Source organism: Micromonospora sp. NBC_00821, assembly GCF_036347035.1.
Lineage (GTDB): Bacteria > Actinomycetota > Actinomycetes > Mycobacteriales > Micromonosporaceae > Micromonospora > Micromonospora hortensis.
The window spans coordinates 3786834-3805400 of sequence record NZ_CP108880.1; the positions used below are offsets into that span (position 1 = coordinate 3786834).

General features: G+C 71.8%; 21 protein-coding genes. 11 read left to right on the plus strand and 10 right to left on the minus strand.

Annotated elements, in window-relative coordinates:
• Positions 1-17: 17 nt before the first annotated feature.
• The gene (locus OHB44_RS17400; RefSeq protein ID WP_330437567.1) at positions 18-746 is read right to left on the minus strand and encodes an SDR family oxidoreductase; all 729 of its coding nucleotides are present in this window, start codon (positions 744-746) and stop codon (positions 18-20) included.
• Between the two features lie 88 nt (positions 747-834).
• Between OHB44_RS17400 and OHB44_RS17405 the strand changes: the two genes are divergently transcribed.
• From OHB44_RS17405 to OHB44_RS17415, 3 genes are all read left to right on the plus strand, one after another.
• Complete coding sequence (locus OHB44_RS17405) at positions 835-1668, plus strand: patatin-like phospholipase family protein (protein WP_238685647.1); 834 nt, start codon at positions 835-837, stop codon at positions 1666-1668.
• Between the two features lie 45 nt (positions 1669-1713).
• Positions 1714-2175: a peroxiredoxin gene (locus OHB44_RS17410; RefSeq protein ID WP_308193706.1), complete on the plus strand. Its 462-nt coding sequence runs from the start codon at positions 1714-1716 to the stop codon at positions 2173-2175.
• A gap of 83 nt (positions 2176-2258) precedes the next feature.
• Positions 2259-2942, plus strand: a complete 684-nt coding sequence (locus OHB44_RS17415) for a hypothetical protein (RefSeq protein WP_238685646.1) — start codon at positions 2259-2261, stop codon at positions 2940-2942.
• Positions 2943-2948: 6 nt separating this feature from the next.
• Here OHB44_RS17415 and OHB44_RS17420 read toward each other — a convergent pair whose 3' ends face one another.
• Complete coding sequence (locus OHB44_RS17420) at positions 2949-3401, minus strand: MarR family winged helix-turn-helix transcriptional regulator (RefSeq protein WP_238685645.1); 453 nt, start codon at positions 3399-3401, stop codon at positions 2949-2951.
• A 97-nt stretch (positions 3402-3498) separates the two neighbouring features.
• On the opposite strand from OHB44_RS17420, the gene OHB44_RS17425 reads away from it, so the two are divergent.
• Positions 3499-3951 (plus strand): MarR family winged helix-turn-helix transcriptional regulator, encoded by a 453-nt coding sequence (locus OHB44_RS17425; protein WP_238685644.1) that lies wholly within the window; start codon positions 3499-3501, stop codon positions 3949-3951.
• 101 nt (positions 3952-4052) lie between these two features.
• Here OHB44_RS17425 and OHB44_RS17430 read toward each other — a convergent pair whose 3' ends face one another.
• From OHB44_RS17430 to OHB44_RS17450, 5 genes are all read right to left on the minus strand, one after another.
• Complete coding sequence (locus OHB44_RS17430) at positions 4053-4982, minus strand: CU044_5270 family protein (protein ID WP_330437568.1); 930 nt, start codon at positions 4980-4982, stop codon at positions 4053-4055.
• The gene (locus OHB44_RS17435; RefSeq protein WP_238685642.1) at positions 4979-5563 is read right to left on the minus strand and encodes an RNA polymerase sigma factor; all 585 of its coding nucleotides are present in this window, start codon (positions 5561-5563) and stop codon (positions 4979-4981) included. Before OHB44_RS17435 ends, OHB44_RS17430 begins: the two co-directional genes overlap by 4 nt.
• A 64-nt stretch (positions 5564-5627) precedes the next feature.
• Positions 5628-6821: a GNAT family N-acetyltransferase gene (locus OHB44_RS17440; protein ID WP_330437569.1), complete on the minus strand. Its 1194-nt coding sequence runs from the start codon at positions 6819-6821 to the stop codon at positions 5628-5630.
• A 155-nt stretch (positions 6822-6976) separates the two neighbouring features.
• Positions 6977-7975 (minus strand): cytochrome d ubiquinol oxidase subunit II, encoded by a 999-nt coding sequence (gene cydB / locus OHB44_RS17445; protein ID WP_330437570.1) that lies wholly within the window; start codon positions 7973-7975, stop codon positions 6977-6979.
• 14 nt (positions 7976-7989) lie between these two features.
• Positions 7990-9402 carry a cytochrome ubiquinol oxidase subunit I gene (locus OHB44_RS17450; protein ID WP_330441246.1) on the minus strand — a complete coding sequence of 471 codons (1413 nt, stop codon included), beginning with the start codon at positions 9400-9402 and terminating at the stop codon, positions 7990-7992.
• Between the two features lie 152 nt (positions 9403-9554).
• On the opposite strand from OHB44_RS17450, the gene OHB44_RS17455 reads away from it, so the two are divergent.
• The 7 genes from OHB44_RS17455 to OHB44_RS17485 all read left to right on the plus strand — a co-directional run bounded on the left by OHB44_RS17455 (position 9555) and on the right by OHB44_RS17485 (position 15723).
• On the plus strand, positions 9555-10328 hold the full coding sequence (locus tag OHB44_RS17455; RefSeq protein WP_330437571.1) for a lysophospholipid acyltransferase family protein: 774 nt from the start codon (positions 9555-9557) through the stop codon (positions 10326-10328).
• Positions 10329-10384: 56 nt separating this feature from the next.
• A complete protein-coding gene (locus OHB44_RS17460) occupies positions 10385-10960 on the plus strand; it encodes a TetR/AcrR family transcriptional regulator (protein WP_330437572.1) in 576 nt (191 codons plus the stop codon).
• 48 nt (positions 10961-11008) lie between these two features.
• Complete coding sequence (locus OHB44_RS17465) at positions 11009-11968, plus strand: SDR family NAD(P)-dependent oxidoreductase (RefSeq protein WP_330437573.1); 960 nt, start codon at positions 11009-11011, stop codon at positions 11966-11968.
• Positions 11969-12027: 59 nt separating this feature from the next.
• Positions 12028-12603 (plus strand): hypothetical protein, encoded by a 576-nt coding sequence (locus tag OHB44_RS17470; protein WP_330437574.1) that lies wholly within the window; start codon positions 12028-12030, stop codon positions 12601-12603.
• Between the two features lie 170 nt (positions 12604-12773).
• Positions 12774-13541: a glycerophosphodiester phosphodiesterase gene (locus tag OHB44_RS17475; protein ID WP_330437575.1), complete on the plus strand. Its 768-nt coding sequence runs from the start codon at positions 12774-12776 to the stop codon at positions 13539-13541.
• A gap of 17 nt (positions 13542-13558) precedes the next feature.
• The gene (locus tag OHB44_RS17480; RefSeq protein WP_088948214.1) at positions 13559-14950 is read left to right on the plus strand and encodes an MFS transporter; all 1392 of its coding nucleotides are present in this window, start codon (positions 13559-13561) and stop codon (positions 14948-14950) included.
• A 56-nt stretch (positions 14951-15006) separates the two neighbouring features.
• Positions 15007-15723 carry a thymidine kinase gene (locus OHB44_RS17485; RefSeq protein WP_112586966.1) on the plus strand — a complete coding sequence of 239 codons (717 nt, stop codon included), beginning with the start codon at positions 15007-15009 and terminating at the stop codon, positions 15721-15723.
• Here the strand turns inward: OHB44_RS17485 and OHB44_RS17490 are convergent.
• The 3 genes from OHB44_RS17490 to OHB44_RS17500 are packed head-to-tail and all read right to left on the minus strand — an operon-like array spanning position 15690 to position 18539.
• The gene (locus OHB44_RS17490) at positions 15690-16841 is read right to left on the minus strand and encodes a low temperature requirement protein A (RefSeq protein WP_238685633.1); all 1152 of its coding nucleotides are present in this window, start codon (positions 16839-16841) and stop codon (positions 15690-15692) included. The genes OHB44_RS17485 and OHB44_RS17490 overlap by 34 nt on opposite strands.
• 59 nt (positions 16842-16900) lie before the next feature.
• Positions 16901-18094 carry a low temperature requirement protein A gene (locus tag OHB44_RS17495; RefSeq protein WP_266302497.1) on the minus strand — a complete coding sequence of 398 codons (1194 nt, stop codon included), beginning with the start codon at positions 18092-18094 and terminating at the stop codon, positions 16901-16903.
• Positions 18081-18539, minus strand: coding sequence for an Rv0361 family membrane protein (locus OHB44_RS17500; RefSeq protein WP_372488361.1), 459 nt, complete (start codon positions 18537-18539; stop codon positions 18081-18083). Before OHB44_RS17500 ends, OHB44_RS17495 begins: the two co-directional genes overlap by 14 nt.
• Positions 18540-18567: the final 28 nt, after the last annotated feature.

An 18567-nucleotide genomic window follows, 5' to 3' on the forward strand; every position in this document is an offset into this window, starting at 1 on the left:
ACCGGGTGGACACGTGGTCAGAGGCCGCCGGAGACGCGCAGCACGGTCCCGGTGGCGTACGAGGCGTCCGGGCCGAGCAGCCAGGCGATGGCGGCGGCGATCTCGTCGGGTTCGCCGGCGCGGCCCAGCGGGATCCGACCGACGGCGGAGTCGGCGCGGTCGGGCACCCCGGAATCGGCGTGGATGTCGGTGCGCACGATGCCGGGGGCCACGGCGTTGACCCGGATGCCCTTCGGGGCGAGTTCCTTGGCCAGGCCGACGGTCAGGGTGTCGGTGGCGGCCTTCACGGCGGCGTAGTGCACGTACTCCCCCGGGCTGCCGAGGGTCGCGGCCGCCGACGAGACGTTGACGATCGCCCCGCCGTCGGTGAGCCGGCGGGCGGCCTGCTGGGCGCAGAGGACGTAGCCGACGAGGTTGACGTCGACGACCCGGCGCAGGTCCTCGACACGCAGCTCGGTGAACGGCCCGATCAGGCTGGTGACGCCGGCGTTGTTGACCAGGCCGGTGAGCGGGCCGAGCTGCGCGGCCGCGTCGAACAGGGTGTGCACCTGTTCGGGGTCGGTGGTGTCGGCGCGTACCGCGATGGCCTGTGCGCCGGCGGCCCGCAGGTCGGCCAGGACGGCGGTGGCGGCGGCCTCGTCGCGGCGGTAGCACAGGGCGACGTGGTGACCGGCGGCGGCGAGCCGGCGGGCGGTGGCCGCGCCGATGCCCCGGCCACCGCCGGTGACGAGGGTGACGGGTGCCACTGTGCCTCCCGGGGGGTCTGACCGCTGCGCGATGGTCGTGCCGACGCTACCGTGACCGGCGCGGGTCGGTCGTCGAGAGGAGGGTCACATGCAGCGGGCGTTGGTGCTCGGCGGTGGCGGGGTGACCGGGGTGGCCTGGGAGTTGGGGCTGCTGGCCGGGTTGGTCGAGCGGGGCGTGCCGGTCACCGAGGCGGATCTGGTGGTGGGCACGTCGGCGGGTTCGATGGTCGGCGCGCAGGTGTGCTCCGGGTTGCCCGTCGAGCGTTTCTACGCCGAGCAGTTGGCGCCGCCGTCGAGTGAGCTGGCGGCACGGTTGGGCTTCGCGACGCTGGCGCGGCTGATCTGGGCCGGTGGGCGGACCCGTGACGCGGTGCGTTCGCGGGCCCGCATCGGGGCGATGGCGGTGGCGGCGCGTACCCAGTCGGAGGCGTCGCGACGGGCGGTGATCGAGGCCCGTCTGCCGGACCGGGAGTGGCCGCGGCGGCGGCTGCTGGTCACGGCGGTGGACGCGTCGTCCGGTGAGTTCGTGGTGTTCGACAGCGACAGCGGGGTGTCCCTGGTGGACGCGGTGGGCGCGAGTTGCGCGGTGCCCGGGGTGTGGCCGCCGGTGACGATCGGCGCACGCCGCTTCGTCGACGGTGGAATGCGTTCGAGCGTGAACGCGGACCTGGCGGCGGACGCGCGCAGGGTGCTGGTGCTCGCGCCGACGTCGGCGGCGTTCGGGCCGATGCCACGACTGTCGGCGCAGGTGGACGCGTTGCGGGCGGCCGGGTCGCGGGTGGTGGTGCTGACGCCGGACGCGGCGGCGCGCACGGCGATCGGCCGCAACGTGCTGGACCCGGCTCGGCGCGCGGGCGCGGCGCGGGCCGGGCGGGCCCAGGCCGACGTGGTGGCCGACGAGGTGGCGGCGATCTGGGCGTGATCGCTTACGCTCACCGCGCTGTCGATCAGACGATGGAGGTGCGCGGTGGCGGGTGTGGGTGTCGGCGACGTGGTGCAGGATTTCGAGCTGCTGGATGAGACGGGCACGCCGCGGCGGCTGTCGGAGTTCGTGGCGGCCGGGCCGGTGGTGCTGTTCTTCTACCCGGCGGCGATGACCCGGGGGTGCACGGCGGAGAGTTGCCACTTCCGTGACCTCGCGGCGGAGTTCACGGCGTTGGGCGCGACGCGGGTGGGCATCAGCCGCGACCCGGTGGCGAAGCAGGCCGAGTTCTCGAAGCTGCACGGCTTCGACTATCCGCTGCTGTCGGACGCTGACGGCGCGGTGGCGCAGCAGTTCGGCGTCAAGCGGCGGGTGCCGCTGGGGCCGTTGAGCATGAAGCGGATGACGTTCGTCATCGGCACGGACCAGCGGGTCATCGAGGTGATCCACAGCGAGGTCAGCATGAACGAGCACGCCGACCGGGCGCTGCGGGCGCTGGGCGGCTGAGCGGGCGTGAGCCCCGTGCGGCGGGTGTCGCAGTCGGCTGGTATCAAGACAGCAATCAAACAGGTGTACGGAAGAGGGTTGTGATGGATGCCGGCCAGGGTTTGTCCACTAGCGAGGTGCAGAGCATCCGGGAGTCGTTGGCGGCCGGGCGTAAACCGCGGGTGGTGTTCACCGCGGCGGCGGGGCAGATCGCCGGTCAGGTCGGTCAGGTGATCGAGCTGACCGACCCGGAGGTGTCCGACGAGTTCGTGGTGGTGCGCTTCGGTCGCGACGAGTTGCCGTTCTCCCCCGCCGACCTGGCCGTGGCGCCCAAGGGCGTCACTCGCCGGGTGGTGGAGCCGAAGCCGGAGGCCGAGCCCGAGCCGCCGGCGGTGGCCGCGCCGGAGTTCGTGTTGGACATGCCGCGGGTGCCCGCGCAGCGACAGGAGGAGCCGAAGGTGGAGCAGACCGAGAAGCCGCCGGCGCGGCGGGCGGTCAAGGCCGTCAAGCCGAAGGGCCCCGCGGGCCTCACCGTGACCTTGGCGTACGCCGACGGTGAGTGGACCGTCGCCGCGCAGCAGGGCAGCAAGGCACTGGCGAAGCCGTACGTGGTGAAGCCGGCGGAGGCGTTGAAGATGGTGGCCCTGGTCGACGTGCCGGGGGTGCAGGAGGCGGTGGAGCAGATCCTGGGCACCGAGCGGGCCGAGGCGGAGCAGCAGGCCGACAAGCTACGCGCCGAGCTGGCCGAGATCGAGGCCCGGCTGGCGGAGCTACGCGAGGCCCGCTGAGACGGGTCAGTGCCGGCTGTGGTGGTGCAGCAGTCGGGTGAGCAGTCGCGTCAACTGCTCGCGTTCGGTGGCCGACAGCGGGGCCAGCAGGTCGGCTTGGACGCGTTCGAGGGTCACGCCCATCCGGCGGGCCTCGTCGGCGCCGGCGTCGGTGGCGCTGATGACGTTGCGGCGGCGATCGGCCGGGTCGGGGGCACGCACCACGAGCCCTCGGCCGGCCAGGTCGTTGATGGCGGCCACCACGTCGCTGCGGTCGATGCCGCAGCGGCGGCCGAGGTCGGCCTGGCTCGCGGGCCCATCCTGGGCCAGGGTGGCCAGCAGGCGGTAGTGGTAGCCGCGGAGGTCGTGCGCGGCGAAGCCCTCGCTGAGCAGGCGGGCGGCGTGTCCGGCGGTCTGGTTGAGTAGCCAGCTCGGGGTGGTGCTGAGCCCGGCGGGTGACTGCGGGGCCGCGTTGTCCATGGGGCGAAGCCTAGCAGTAATCGTTGGTGCGACCCACGATCGGGTGTTACGTTGGCGGGACCAACGTTGGTTCAGCCAACGTATCGAAGGAGGCGTCATGTCCACCATCCCCGCCCTCAACGGCCAGGTCATCGGCCACGCCCACTACGCCACCCGGGCCCTGCTCGAACGGGCCATCAGCCCCCTCGGCGTCACGTTCAACCAGGTGGTCGCGCTGCACGTCCTCGCCCAGGGCCCGGTCGAACGCGCACACCTCACGCACCGGGTCACCAACACGCTCAAGATCGACGAGTCGGCCGTGCGCCAGGTGGTCGACCAACTCGTCGACGCCGACCTCGCGCGGGCCGACGGCGCGGCCGGAGGCGACGAACCGCGGCTGACGCTCACCGACACCGGTCGCGCCACGCAGCGCGGCGTCGTCGCCGCCGTCGCCGACCTCAGCGCCCGGCTGTACGCGGAGATCCCCGCCGACGAGGCCAGGACGGCAGCGCGGGTGCTCACCATCGTCACCCAGCGCGCGAACGCCGAGCTGGCGGTGATCCCGGCCTGACCGCGCCGAGGCCGTGTTGGCGGTGACCGGCCTGACTGCACGCCGCAACCGGGCGACCGGCGCCCAGGACGGTGAGCCCTGGGGCCGGCCGCCCGGAGCACCTAGCGCGCCGGGCGCTGCCCGAGCTCCGACACCACGGCCCGTTGCAGCACCGCGGTCGTGCCCAGCACCGTTCCGGCCGGCCCGTCGTCGGTGTCCGCCACGAGATAGCTGCGCTCACCGAGGTAGTCGAAGGTCTGCTCGTCGAAGATCCACTCGTCGCGGCGGCTCCGCTCGGTGTGCGCGACCGCTATCCCCCGCCGCCCGGCCGCGTCGGCGACCCCGCGCACCACCTCGACCCCGGGGATCTTCGCCGCGGCCCGGTAGAGCGCGGCGCTCGTGACCGGCGGCACCAACGACTCGCGCAGGATGTCGCCGATCGCGGTGAACGCCGCGCCGTCACGGCTGTTGCCCCGGCCCCGCTGCTGGCGTTCCCGGTACAGCTTCGCCAGCAGGGCGTCCGGGTCCTCGGGCAGGTCGACCAGCGCCGCGTTCGGCGTCACGTCCGTGAGTGTCTCGCGCTGCGGGATCACACCGATGATCGGCGCGTGGAAGAACGGCTGCCGCAGCAGGCCGTCACCCCGCTCGTGCCGGGGGATCCAGATCTCCCGCTCGTGCACCGGTCGAAGCCGCGCCGGGCCGTCACCGAGCTCGGCGAACGCGCCCCGGCTCCTGATGTAGACGTACCCGCCCTCGCCGGAGGGTGGCCCCGGCTTGTCGGTGGCCACCGCGGCCATCCGGTTCAGCAGCAGTGACGCCCCGAGGCGTTCCCCCTGCTCGACCGGGACGATCAATGGCGCGCTGTCGGGCGACCACGGCTGGGCGATCATCCCGGCCGCGACGGCGACGGTCAGGACGCCCGCCACGGGCGCGAGCACCCTCATCCGTGGCCGCCTCGACGGCCGCCGGATCTCGGTCAACAGATGATGCCGCAGTGCCTGTCGGCGCATCGCCGGCAGGGCCGGCGCGGGCGGGGCGGTGGGCTCTGTCATCGGTACTCTCCCTGCTCGACGGGGGTCATCCGGGTGCCGGCCAGCTCCTGCTGCGCCAGTGCTCGCAGCCGGGTCCGGGCCCGTGACAGCCGGGAGCGCACGGTCCCGACGGGTACGCCCAGCGCCTCGGCCGCCGCCGCGTAGTCCAGTTGCGACCACACGCAGAGCAGGAACACCTCCCGGTCGGCGCGACGCAATGCCCGCAGTCCCGCCATCGCGGCGGCCACCTGGTCGGCGTCGTACATCCGGTCGACCACCGCGTCGGCGAAGTCCGGGACGGTGTCGCGTACCGGCAGCCGCCGCAACGCCTCCCGGTGCCGGCGCGCTGCCCGTCGGCGATTGCGCAGGACGTTGGTCGCGATCCCGAGCAGCCACGGCCGCAGGCTGTCCCCGTCCGGGCGCAGGGATTCGCGGATCCTCCACGCTTCGAGGAAGGTCAGCGACACCACGTCCTCGGCGTGCGCCGGATCGCTTCCGCTCCACAGCGCATGTCGATGAACCGCGTCGGCGTGCTCATCGAAGAGCTCGCCCAACGCATCGGTGTCTCCGGCCCGGATCCGGGCCCGCATCTCGGCTGTCACACCTGTATCTGTCCGCTGCCGACGTCGGGTTCCCACGTCGGAGGCGGAAACCGTCGGCAGCCGGTCAGAAGTAATCGAGCAACTGCGCGGGCCCGCCGGAGGCCAGGAGGTCGAGCGCGGCCGGGTCGACACCCGGGCTGTGGTGCAGCAGCCCGGCCTGCGCGACCGAGCGGGCCAGGGCGGCCCCGGCGTAGAGCAGGGCGAAACCGCGCACGTCCAACCGCAGGTCGGCCTCGCCGTCGACGCGGGTGAGCTCGGCGGCGCCGTCGGCGACGGTCAACCGCCAGGTGCCGCAGTTCCAGTCGGCGAGCGCGTCGGTGAGGCCGAAGTCGACAACACCCCGGGCGTGCGCGGGCCACCCCCGCGCGCTCACCGCGCGGGCGACGTCGACCGGTCGGTGCATCCACAGGTCCCGCTCGTGGTCACGGGCCGACTCCAACGGCAGGTGGACGCTGACCGCGTCCCCGTCGAGGGGGCACAGCCGCAGGGTCGGCGCGACGCTGGCCCAACTGCCAAGCACCCCGACGATCTCCCGGGCGGCCTCGGGGGTGACGGCCAGGGCCTCGTCGACGGTGAGCACGGAATTCGCGCCGTAACCCCGGCCCCGCTGCCAGGTGGCGTAGCCGACCAGGTCGCCGTCGGCCTCGACGAGGGTGAGACCGTCGCCGGGCAGACCCCCGTCGACGGCAAAGAAGTCGAACAGCTCACCCCGGCGGGTCAGCATGCCGTTGCGGTACCGGGCGACGCGCTCGTACAGGTCGGCGACGGCGGGCAGGTCGACCACCGTGCCGGCCCGCACGGTGAGGTGCGACGCGGGCCGGTGCCGGGGCAGAGCGGCGGTGCTCAGATCGACGGTGCGCAGCACCCCGGCGGTCTCCCATCCGCAGGCCCGGTACGGGGCGGCGACGGTCGGATAGAGCGCGCTCACCGCCGCGCCACGCGCGTGGGCCCCGCGCAGCAGGGCGGTGAGCAGGGCACGGCCCACGCCCCGGCCCCGGGCCTCGGGGGCGACCGCCACCCCGGCGACGTCGGCTGCCGACACCGCCCGGCCCGACCACCACTGGTCGTGGTGCAGGTCGACGGCCTTGCCGACGAGCCGACCGCTGTCGTCGAACGCGCCGTGACGGGTCAGGCCGGCGGGCGTGGCGGTGGCCTGCGCGGGCCGCTGCGGGTCGGAGCCGAACGCGAACCGGCCCAGCTCCCAGGCGGCGTCGAGGTCGTCGGCGGTGAGTTCGCGTACGTGCACGGTGGCGGGCATCGGCACACCGTAGCGAGACGGCCGCGCACCTAAGGCCGATTTACTCGCATCATGATCAACTAGCCACGCGATCTTGTAGTTCCTGTCGCGGCATGCGGGGCATTTCCACGCATCGCGGCGACCGAAACTGCAAGATCGGCGGGGTGTCGAGTCGGTCAGTGCTGCGGGATGTTGGCCACGCCGATGCGCTTGCGGAACACCCAGTACGTCCAGCCCTGGTAGGCCAGCACGATCGGAGTGAAGAACACCGCCACCCAGGTCATGATCTTCAGGGTGTACGGGGTGGACGCGGCGTTGGTGGCCGTCAGCGTGCCGGCCGTGTCCAGGGTGGAGGGCAGCACGTTCGGGAACAGCGCAGCGAACAGGGTCGCCACCGCCAGACCGATCGCCACGGCGGTGCCGGTGAAGGCCCAGCCCTCCCGCCGTACCCGGGCGGCGGCCAGAGCACCGAGCAGGGCGAGGGCCGCGCCGACGGCGAGCACGACGGCGGCCGCGCTGGAGCGGATGCTCAACGTCCAGGTCAGGAACCCGACCGAGAGCACGGCGGCACCCACACCCAGGCGTACGGCGAGCGCGCCCGCGCGCTCGCGGATGTCGCCGGTGGTCTTCAGGGCGAGGAACACCGCACCGTGGGTGAGGAACAGCGCGAGTGTGGTCGCGCCGCCCAACAGGGCGTACGGGTTGAGCAGGTTCAGCAGGCCGCCGACGTACTCGTGGTCGGCGTCCAGTGGCACGCCGCGCAGGATGTTGGCGAAGGCGACGCCCCACAGGATCGCCGGCAGCAGCGAGCCGACCACGATCGCCGCGTCCCACCGGCGCTTCCAGGACGCCTCGGGGCGCTTGTGCCGGTACTCGAACGCGACGCCCCGGGCGATCAGGGCCAGCAGGATCAGCAGCAGTGGCAGGTAGAAGCCGGAGAAGAGGGTCGCGTACCACTCGGGGAACGCGGCGAACATGGCGCCACCGGCGGTGATCAGCCACACCTCGTTGCCGTCCCAGACCGGGCCGATGGTGTTGATCAGGACGCGGCGTTCCCGGTCGTCGCGGCCGAGCACGGGCAGCAGCATGCCGACGCCGAAGTCGAAGCCCTCCAGGATGAAGTACCCGGTGAACAGCACGGCGACGAGGAGAAACCAGATGGTGGTCAGTTCCACGATGGGCTCCGGGATCAGTAGGCGAAGGCGAGCGGGCGCTCGGCGTCGTCGGTGTCGTCGGTGGGGGCCTGCTCGCTGACGTCCGGCACGCCGGCCTTGGCGTAGCGCAGCAGCAGCTTGACCTCGATCACGGCGAGGGTGGCGTAGATCAGCGTGAAGGCGGTGAACGAGGTGAGCACCTCGGCCAGCGAGACGCTGCGCGACACCCCGTTGCGGGTGAGCATCTCGCCGAAGACGATCCACGGCTGCCGGCCCATCTCGGTGAAGATCCAGCCGAAGGAGTTGGCCAGCAACGGCAGCACCGGCATGGCCAGCCCGGCGCGCAGCAGCCACGTGCTGCTCGGGGTGCGGCCCTTGCGCTGGCTCCAGAGCACCAGCAGGGCGATCGCGCCGGCCGCCATCCCAAAGGCGATCATGAAGCGGAAGCTCCAGTAGGTGACCGGGATGATCGGGGTGTAGCTGCCGGCGCCGTACTGGGTGGCGTACTGGGCCTGCAGGTCGTTGATGCCGTGCACCGTGCCGTTCGGGTCGCCGGTGCCCAGGTACGACAGCAGGTACGGGATCTTGATGGCGAACACCTCGCGGCTGCCGTCCAGGCTGCCGATGGTCAGCACGGAGAACGAGGCGGGGCTCTCGGTGGTGTAGAGGCCCTCCGCGGCGGCCATCTTCATCGGCTGCACGTCCGTCATGATCTTGCCTTGGATGTCGCCGGTGAACAGCACGGCGGCGGAGGCGACCAGAACCACCCAGGAGCCGAACTTGGTGGCGAAGCGGTACGCGCCGGCGTCGGCGGAGTCGCGGTTGCGGATGACGTGCCACAGGCCGACGGCGACGATCAGCGACCCGGCGACCAGGAACGAGCCGGCCAGGGTGTGCGGGAAGGTGATCAGGGCGACCTTGTTGGTCAGCACGGCCGGGAAGTCGGTCAGCTCGGCGCGCCCGCTGTCGGGGTTGATCCGGTAGCCGACCGGGTTCTGCATGAACGAGTTCGCCGCGAGGATGAAGTACGCGCTGAGGTTGGTGCCGATCGCGGCGGCCCAGATGCTGGCCAGGTGCGCCCGTTTGGGCAGCCGGTCCCAACCGAAGATCCACAGGCCGATGAAGGTGGATTCGAGGAAGAACGCGACGAGCGCCTCGATGGCCAGGGGTGCGCCGAAGACGTCACCGACGAAGCGGGAGTAGTCGCTCCAGTTCATGCCGAACTGGAACTCCTGCACGATGCCGGTGACCACGCCCATGGCGAAGTTGATCAGGAACAGCTTGCCGTAGAACTTGGTGAGTTTCAGGTACCGCTCGTTGCCGGTGCGGTGCCACATCGTCTGCAGGATGGCCACCAGCACGGACAGGCCGATGGTCAGCGGCACGAAGAGAAAGTGGTAGACGGTGGTGACACCGAACTGCCAGCGGGCAACGTCCAACGCGTCCACCTGAAAACCCCCAGCCATTCGTACTACGAGACGTAGTAAATACTACTGCTCGTCGTAGACGGTTGGGCGGCCCGCACCCTCCCGGGGCCAATGACCCTGATCACCCGACCCGCCCTCGCGGCCCCGCCGGCGCGTGCGACGATGGCGCGCTGATGGACACCGCACACACCGCCTGGCAGCCGCCGCTGATCTGGCGCGCAGCCCTGCTGCTGGCCCGGGGCCTGGTCGGCCTGCTCGCCCGCCTCGAGGTCACCGGCGACGTCCCGGCGCACCTGCGTCGCGGCCCGCTGGTGCTGGCCGCCAACCACATCAGCCCGTTCGACCCGGTGGTCATGGCCGCCGCCTGCCAGACTCGTGGCGTCGCGCCGCGGATCATGGCGACCGCCGGGCTGTTCCGCGTCCCGGTGTTCGGTGCCGCCATGCGCCACGCCGGACACATCCGGGTCGACCGGGGCACCAGTGCCGTGCACCGGGCCCTCGACGACGCCGCGGCGGCCGTCGCGCGCGGCTCGGTGATCCTCATCTACCCCGAGGGGCGCATCGGCCTGGACCCCGGCCTGTGGCCCGAACGCGGCAAGACCGGCGCCGCCCGCCTCGCCCTGGCCTGCGGCGCGCCGGTCGTCCCGGTCGCCCAGTGGGGCTCGCACGAGGTGTTGCCGTATCAGGCGCCGCGCGGAATGCTGCGCGGCATCGGCCGTTCGCTGTGGCGTCGACCGGTGATCCGGGTGCACTTCGGCACCCCCGTCGACCTGGGCGAGACGGCTGCCGCCAACCCCGGTGCGGCCCGCCGTGCCACCGACCGCATCATCGACGCGCTCACCGACACCCTCGCCCCGCTGCGCCCGGACGAGCCGGACCTGCCCCGCCACGTCGACCCCGGCCGTCCCAGCGACCTCACCCGGGCGCACCGCCGCCGCTCGACCTGACGTCCACCCCGCGAACGCGTTAGACAACTTTTGGAAAATCGTCTAATCTGTCTAACGTGAGCACAGTAGAAGCGTCTGTCGAGGACCCGAAGCGCGCCGCCGTCCTGGCGGCGGCGGTAGCGGTGTTCGGGCGCTACGGCTTCCAGAAGACGTCGATGGAGGCGGTCGCCAAGGCGGCGGGCATCTCCCGACCGGGCCTGTACCTGATGTTCCCCAACAAGGAGCAGTTGTACCGCGCCACCATGCAGGGCGTCATGGAGCGCGCCCAGCACGCCATGGAAGCCCGCCTCGCCGACCAGTCGACGAGCTTCGACGAGCGGGTCGTGGCCGGATTGGACGCCCTGATGGGCGCGTACATCGACACCCAGATGGCCCGCGATCTCAACGACCTGCTGGAGAACAGCGAGCCACAGTTGGGCTCGATGTTCCACGACTACCAGGTGCGAGCTCAAGCGGCCCTGCGAGCCCACATCGACGCCGTCGCCCCGGCCGGTCTGCTCGACGAGGGGCGGACCGCTGACGACGTCATGGACCTGCTCTTCTCCGCAGCGCTCACCTGGAAGTCGACCTCGACCTCCAGGGACGAGTTCCGCGACCGGCTGCGCCGGGCTCTGCGGCTGCTGCACCGCTGACACACCCCTCACCGAACCGCCACGATCTCGCGCCTCTGGAGGCCCGAAATGTCACGAATCATCACCCCGTACTCGGCCCAGTCGACCGCCGCTGAGGTGATCGACGGCATCGACCTCACCGGCCGACGAGCCATCGTCACCGGCGGCGCGTCCGGGATCGGCCTGGAGACCGCCCGAGCGCTGGCCGACGCCGGCGCCGAGGTGACGTTGGCCGTACGCGACACCGCCGCCGGTGAGCGCGCCGCCGCCGACATCACGGCCGGCGGGGCACCCGGCAAGGTCCGGGTCGACCACCTCGACCTGGCCGACCGCGCCTCCATCGACGCCTTCGTGGCCAGTTGGACAGGCCCACTGCACATCCTGGTGAACAACGCCGGCATCATGGCCGTGCCCGAGCTGACCAGGACAGCCGACGGCTGGGAGGCGCAGTTCGCCATCAACCACCTCGGTCACGCCGCACTGACCCTGGGTCTGCGCGACGCGCTGGTCGCCGCGCACGGCGCCCGCGTCGTCGTCGTCAGCTCGTCGGCCCACCAGCAGTCCCCGGTCGTCTTCGACGACATCCACTTCACCACCCGCCCCTACGAGGCGTGGTCGGCGTACGGCCAGTCGAAGACCGCCACCATCCTGTTCACTGTCGCCCTGGCCAGGAAATGGGCCGCCGACGGCATCACCGCCAACGCCCTGCACCCCGGCGGCATCATGACCAACCTGCAACGCCACCTCGACGACGCGCAACTGCGCTGGGTCGGCGCGCTCGACGAGCAGGGCAACCGCCTGGAGGTGCCGCCGGGCTGGAAGACCCCCCAGCAGGGCGCGGCCACCTCGGTCCTGCTGGCCGCCAGCCCCGAGGTCGAGGGCGTGACCGGCCGCTATTTCGAGGACGGCAACGAGGCCCCGGTCATCGCCGAGCGGGCCGACGGCCGCAGCGGCGTGCTCACGTACGCCCTCGATGACAGGGACGCCGACGTCCTCTGGGACGAGACGCTGCGGCTCCTGGGGCGCTGACCGGGTCGGCTCAGGTGCCCGGGCACCTGAGCCGACCCGGCGACGGGGACAATGATCACGTGTCGCGCCGCCCTCTCGTCCTCGTCGCAGTGGTACTCGTCGTCGTCGCCGGCATCGGCTACGCCGGGCTGCGGACGGCTCACCACCACGCCAAGGACCAGCGGGACCTCGCCGACCTGACGCGGTCGTCACCGTGGCCTCGCGATCAGCTGCTGATCCCCGACGAGGTGACCCGCTCCGGCGCCGTCGGCTGGCTGGAACGTGGCGGCCTGGACGTCGCCTACCCGCTGCGCACCGCCGACGGCCGCGCCGTGCCAGTGCTCTGGCGGTTGCGCGTGCCGCACCCCGCGAGCGGGCTACCCGACGGCGTCGACTGCGGCTCGCCACGGCTGCGCACCTGCACCGACCTGGGCGGCGGGAGCACGCTGATCGTGACCCACGAGACCGACAACAGTGACCCGTCCATCGCCCTCTACCGCACCGAGGGCGCCACCGTACGGGCGGTCGAGGTGCAGGGGCCGGACCCGGTCGGCGTCGACGAGTTGACCGCCGCGCTCACCCGCGCCCACCGGCCCAGCGACGCCGAACTGCTGGACCTGTTGCGCCACGACGGCCACCAGACCGACTGGAGCTGACCGCACCCTCTCGCGATCGTGCACTTGCTGTCCCGACACAAGGAACGTTCCACGCGTATCCGCGACCGAAACTGCAAGATCGGCGCGGTGGGGGTGGCAGCCGGCGCCACGGGCCTGATTTTCGCCGGCAGGCCATCCGCGCTCCACCAACCGAGGGCATACTGCGTCGCGTGTTGACCCGATTCGGTTACCTCGACGCGCCCGCGCCGCTGGCGTTCGCCCACCGTGGCGGCGCCGCCGAGGGCGACGAGAACACCACCGAGGCGTTCGCCCGGGCCATCGGGCTCGGCTACCGGTACGTGGAAACCGACGTGCACGCCACAGCGGACGGCGTCGCGGTGATCTTCCACGACCCGACGCTGCTCCGGGTCACCGGTGAGGCGGGCCGCATCGCCGACATGAGCTGGGCCGACCTCGCCTCCGTACGCGTCGGCGGCGCTGCCGTCGTACCCCGGCTCGACGAGGTGCTCGGCGCCTGGCCGCAGGTCCGCTTCAACATCGACGTGAAGGCCGACAGCGGCGTCGCGCCGACGGTCGCTACCGTGACCCGGGCCGGCGCCGCCGACCGGGTGCTGCTCGCCTCGTTCAGCGACGCCCGACTGACCCGGCTGCGCGCGCTCACCGACGGGCGCGTCGCCACCAGCCTCGGCATGCGTGGGGTCGCCCGGCTGCGGCTCGCCTCCCTGCACGGACGCCCGCTGCGACTGCCCCCGTCGGTGGTCGCCGCGCAGGTGCCGCCACGCTACGGGCGGGTGCCGGTGGTGGACCGCCGGTTCCTCGACTACTGCCACCGCATCGGCCTGCAGGTGCACGTCTGGACGATCGACGAACCAGCCCAGATGCACGACTTACTGGATCGTGGCGTGGATGGCATCATGACCGATCACGTCGGCGTGCTGCGCGACGTCTACCGCAGCCGCGGCCACTGGGCCGCCTGACCATCGAAGGACCCCCGATGGCCGAGACCGTGACCCCCACGGTGGACGACACCCCGCCTCCGGCGAGCACCCGCCGGGAACGCAGGGGCTGGTACATCTACGACTGGGCCAACTCCGCGTTCCAGACCACCGTGATCACCGTGTTCCTCGGCCCGTTCCTGACCACCGTCGCCGAGTTGGCGGCCGGCTGCGAACTCGGCGCGGACTCCTGCGACGGCTCCGTCTACCCGCTGGGCATCAAGATCGCCGCCGGGTCCTACTACCCGTACCTGATCTCGCTGTCGGTGTTCCTCACCGTGTTCGTGCTGCCGGTCATCGGGGCGATCGCCGACCGGTCGGCGCACAAGAAGCGGCTGCTCGGCGGCGCCGCGTTCACCGGCGCCGGCGCCACCATCGCGATGGCCTTCGTCACCGGCGACCGCTACCTGCTCGGCGGGGCGCTCTTCCTGGTCGCCAACATCTCCTTCGGCGCCGCGATCGTGGTCTACAACTCGTTCCTGCCGCAGCTCGGCGGCCCCGACGAACGCGACGGCATCTCCAGTCGCGGCTGGGCGCTGGGCTACCTCGGCGGCGGCCTGCTGCTGGCCCTCAACCTCGTCGCGATCACCCTGCTCGACGAGGGCGACAACCCGCAACGCACCCTGGACCTGGCCCGCTGGTCGATCGTGTCCGCCGGCGTGTGGTGGGCGTTGTTCACCCTGGTGCCGCTGCGGTGGCTGCGCGAGCGCCCCAGCGTCGCGGCCCTGGCCAGCGGCGGCAACGTGCTCACCGACGGGTTCCGGCAACTCGCCCGCACCATGCGCGAGGTCAAGGCGTACCCGCTGACGCTGTACTTCCTGCTGGCTTTCCTGGTCTACAACGACGGCATCCAGACCGTCATCACCCTGGCCAGCCAGTACGGCACCGAAGAGCTGCGCCTGGAGCAGAGCACCCTGATCATCACGATCCTGCTGGTGCAGTTCCTCGCCTTCGGCGGCGCGTTGAGCCTGGGCGCGCTGGCCAAGCGCATCGGCGCCTGGAAGACAGTGCTGCTCAGCCTGGTGCTCTGGACCGGTGTGATCATCGCCGCGTTCCGGCTTCCCGCCGAGGCGCCGCTGCCGTTCATGGTCCTCGGCGCGGCCATCGGCCTGGTCCTCGGCGGCAGCCAGGCGCTGAGCCGGTCGCTGTTCAGCCAGCTCATCCCGGCCGGCAAGGAAGGCGAGTACTACGGCTTCTACGAGATCAGCGACAAGGGCACCAGCTGGCTCGGGCCGCTCGCCTTCGGCCTGGTGTTCCAGCTCACCTCCTCCTACCGGGTGGGCCTGGTCTCACTGCTGATCTTCTTCGTGGTCGGTTTCCTGCTCCTCGCCGCCGTGCCGATCCGCCGGGCCATCGTGGCCGCGGGCAACACCCCACCCCGGGTGCTCTGAGCACGCGTCCCGCGCCCGACAGATCAGATGCGGTCGATCAGCTAGGCTGCCCGACCGTGACCGACGACGCCGCCACCGCCCCGACCTGCCTGGCCCACCCGTTCCCCGGCCAGCCGCACGCCCCGGCCGGGTGCGCGGCCGCGCGCGGGCTCGACGGACGTCCGGTGCACGCGGCGGCGTTGAAGTTCTTCTGGGGGCCGATGGACTGCGGCAAGTCCACGATGGCGTTGCAGATGAACTACAACCACGCCCGGCAGGGTCGGCGAGGGCTGGTCACCACCCGCATCGACCGGTCGCTGGGACCGCAGGTCACCACCCGCATCGGCCTGGCCCACGAGGCCATCGAGGTCACCGACGACCTGGACCTGCGGGCCCTGGTGCGCGGCCGGTGGGCCGACGGAGTACGCGTCGACTACCTGATCTGCGACGAGGCGTGCTTCTACACCGTCGAGCACGTCGAGCAGATGGCCGAGCTGGTCGACAGCTACGACGTCGACGTGTTCGCGTTCGGCCTGGCCACCGACTTCCGCTCGCGGCTGTTCCCCGCCGCGCAACGCCTGTTCGAGCTGGCCGACGAGGTGGCCCGCATCCAGGTCGAGGTGCTCTGCTGGTGCGGCCGCGAAGGGCTGCTCAACGCCCGCGTCGTCGACGGCCGGGTCGTCCGTGAGGGTGCCCAGGTCGTCATCGGCGACACCGTCGACACCGCCGAGGTGCGCTACCAGGTGCTCTGCCGCCGGCACTACCGCAGCGGCGACCTCGGCCCCCGCGACTGAGCGGCCCGCCGCGCCGACATTCGGTCAACCACGATCACCCCGACCGTGGTCAGCAGCGCCGCCCCGGCGGCCACCGCGATCGGCGCCCGCAACGCCACCGCCGCCGGGGACAGCGCGAGCAGCAGCAGCGTCGCCGCGACCCGGGCGACCACCCCGGCCTGACCGAGCGCCATCTCGTACGCGGCGTGACCGGCCAGAAACAACGCGGGACCGCCCAGGACGACCAGCGCGCTCGCCCAGCCCACAGGTTCCCCGGGATCGTGCAGCAGCCGCTCGTCACCGACTGCCGTGACGACGATGCCGCCCACCATCACCGGGTGCAGATAGTTGAACACCAGCCGGGAGAGCCGCCCGGCCCGTTCACCCGCGGCCGCCAACGCCGCCATGCTGGCCTGCGCCCGGTCGAAGTACACCCACCACAGGGCCACCGAACCCGCGAACGCGAGGAGGAACGCGGCGATGGTCACCCGGTCCAACCGCTGCGTCAGCGTCCCACCGGTGATCAGGAGCGACTCCCCCAGCGCGATGAGGATGAACGCCTGACAGCGTTCGGCCAGGTGCCCGCCCTCCACCCGCCAGTGCTCCGGCCTGCTGCGCCCCATCCCGGGCACCGGAAACCCGGTCGCCAGCCCGATCGAGTCGACGACGATCACCGCGATCCAGATCAGCTCCCGGGCCGGGGCGTCCACCAGCCCGCCGACGACCGCCAGCGTCCCGGTACCGGCGATCCAGACGAAACACTGCCGGAAGCTGTCGCCGAGCCAGGGCTCACCCCGGATCGCCCACAGGGAGAAGGCCGTGCGACCCACCTGCACCGCCGCGTACGCCAGGGCGAAGAGCAGACCGTTGTCGCCGAAGGCGGTGGGCAGCGCGGCGGCGAGCAGCAGGCTGCCCAGCGTCACCACCAGCAGCGTGGCCCGCACTGGTGTCCGGTCCGGGTGCAGCCAGTTGCCCGCCCACACCGTGTAGATCCAGACCAGCCAGATCAGGCTCAGCAGCACCGCTGTCCGTCCGACGCCCTGCCAGCTGAGGTTCTCGGCCAGGTAGTGCGACAGCTGGATGATCGTGAAGACGTAGACCAGGTCGAAGAACAGCTCGGTGGAGGTGGTCCGCTCCACGCCACGGCGCGGGCGCAGTAACTGCGGATGACGTGGACCGCGTCCTGGCGACGCGCCGGTCACCGCGCGGCCGCCAGTGACCGGAACCGGTCGGTCAGGATCACGGCGACAGTCACCGCCAACGCCACAGCGGCGCACACCGCGACGGGTGCCTCCAGCACCACACCGACCGGCATCAGCGCCAGCAGGACCACCACCGCAGTGACCCGACTGATCGGCAGGGTCCGCCACAACAGCGCCTTGTAGGCGGCGTGCCCGGTCAGGAACAGCGCGGGACCACCCAGGGTGAGCAGTACGTCGACAGTGGTGGCCGGTGCGCCGGGCTCCCGCAGCAACCGCTCGTCGGCCGCCGACGTGACGACGACACCGGCGACGATCACCGGGTGCAGGAAGTTGAACGCGACCCGGCTCAACGCCCCGGTGCGCTCCCCGGCGTGGGCGATGAACTCCGTGGCGGCCGGGGCCGAGCGGGCGAAGTACACCCACCACAGCGCCACCGAACCGCCGAACGCCAGCAGGAACGCCCCGGACGTCACCAGGTCCACGTGCGACGTGAGGGTGCTGCCGGTGACCAGGATCGACTCCCCCAGCGCGATCAGGACGAACGCCGCGCACCGTTCGGCCAGGTGCCCACCCTCCACCATCCACCGCTCGGGTCGGCTGCGCCCCCGTCGTGGCAACGGATAGCCGATCGACAGGCCGACCACCTCGATCACGATCACCGCCGTCCACACCGCGTCCCGGGCGGCACCGCCGACCAGGCCACCGATGACCACGAGCACCGACGTCCCGGTGATCCACGGCAGCGACTGCTGAAATCCGGCCACCAACCACGGGCTGCCCTGCACCGCCCACAACGCGAACACTGTGCGGCCCACCTGCACGGTGACGTAGACCAGCGCGAAGAGCAGGCCGGTGGAGCCGAACGCCTCCGGGATCGTCGCCGACAACAGCAGGCTGCCCAGCCCCACCCCGATCAGCATCGTCCGCACCGGCCCCTGGTCCGGTTGCAGCCAGTTGGTCAGCCAGGTGGTGTAGACCCAGACGAGCCACACCAGCGCCAGCAACAGGCCGGTACGCCCCGCGCCCCGCCAGTCCAGGTGCGCGAGCAGGTAGTGCGACAACTGGGTGATGCTGAAGATGAAGACGAGGTCGAAGAAGAGTTCCGTCGAGGTGGTCGGCTGCACCCCCTCGCGTGGGCGCAGCAGCTGTGGGCGTGTCGGGGCGGCGACCGGGGGCCTAGAAAGGGTCACCGCACACCCGCCAGTTCCCGTCCTCACGGACCACCGGCAGACGCCGTTCCTCGCTGAGCCCGCCGCTGCGGGTCACCTTCACTGTCACCGTGCCGTGCGGTCGGCCGCTGCGGGTGGCGACCGACACGTCGGTGATCTCGTAGTCGGTGACCATCGGTGGTGTCCGCACCCAACTGGTGAAGCCGATAGCGCTCCAGCGGCTGCGCGCGTCCTCGCAGAGCCGCTCGTACGCCCGGTCGCTGTCGCCGAGGGCCACCTCGCTGAGGAAACCGTCGGCGGTCTCCCGGATCGGGCCGGCGGCCTGCCGGACGGTCTGCAGGTTCCAGGCGCCCAATCCGGCCACCCCCACGCAGCACAGCGCCACGCCGAACCCGGCGAACGCCAACCCGGTGCGCATCGGGCGGTGACGCCGGGCCGGTCGGCTCCACGACTGGCCCGCACCCACGACTACCGACCGTAGAGAAGACGCTCAC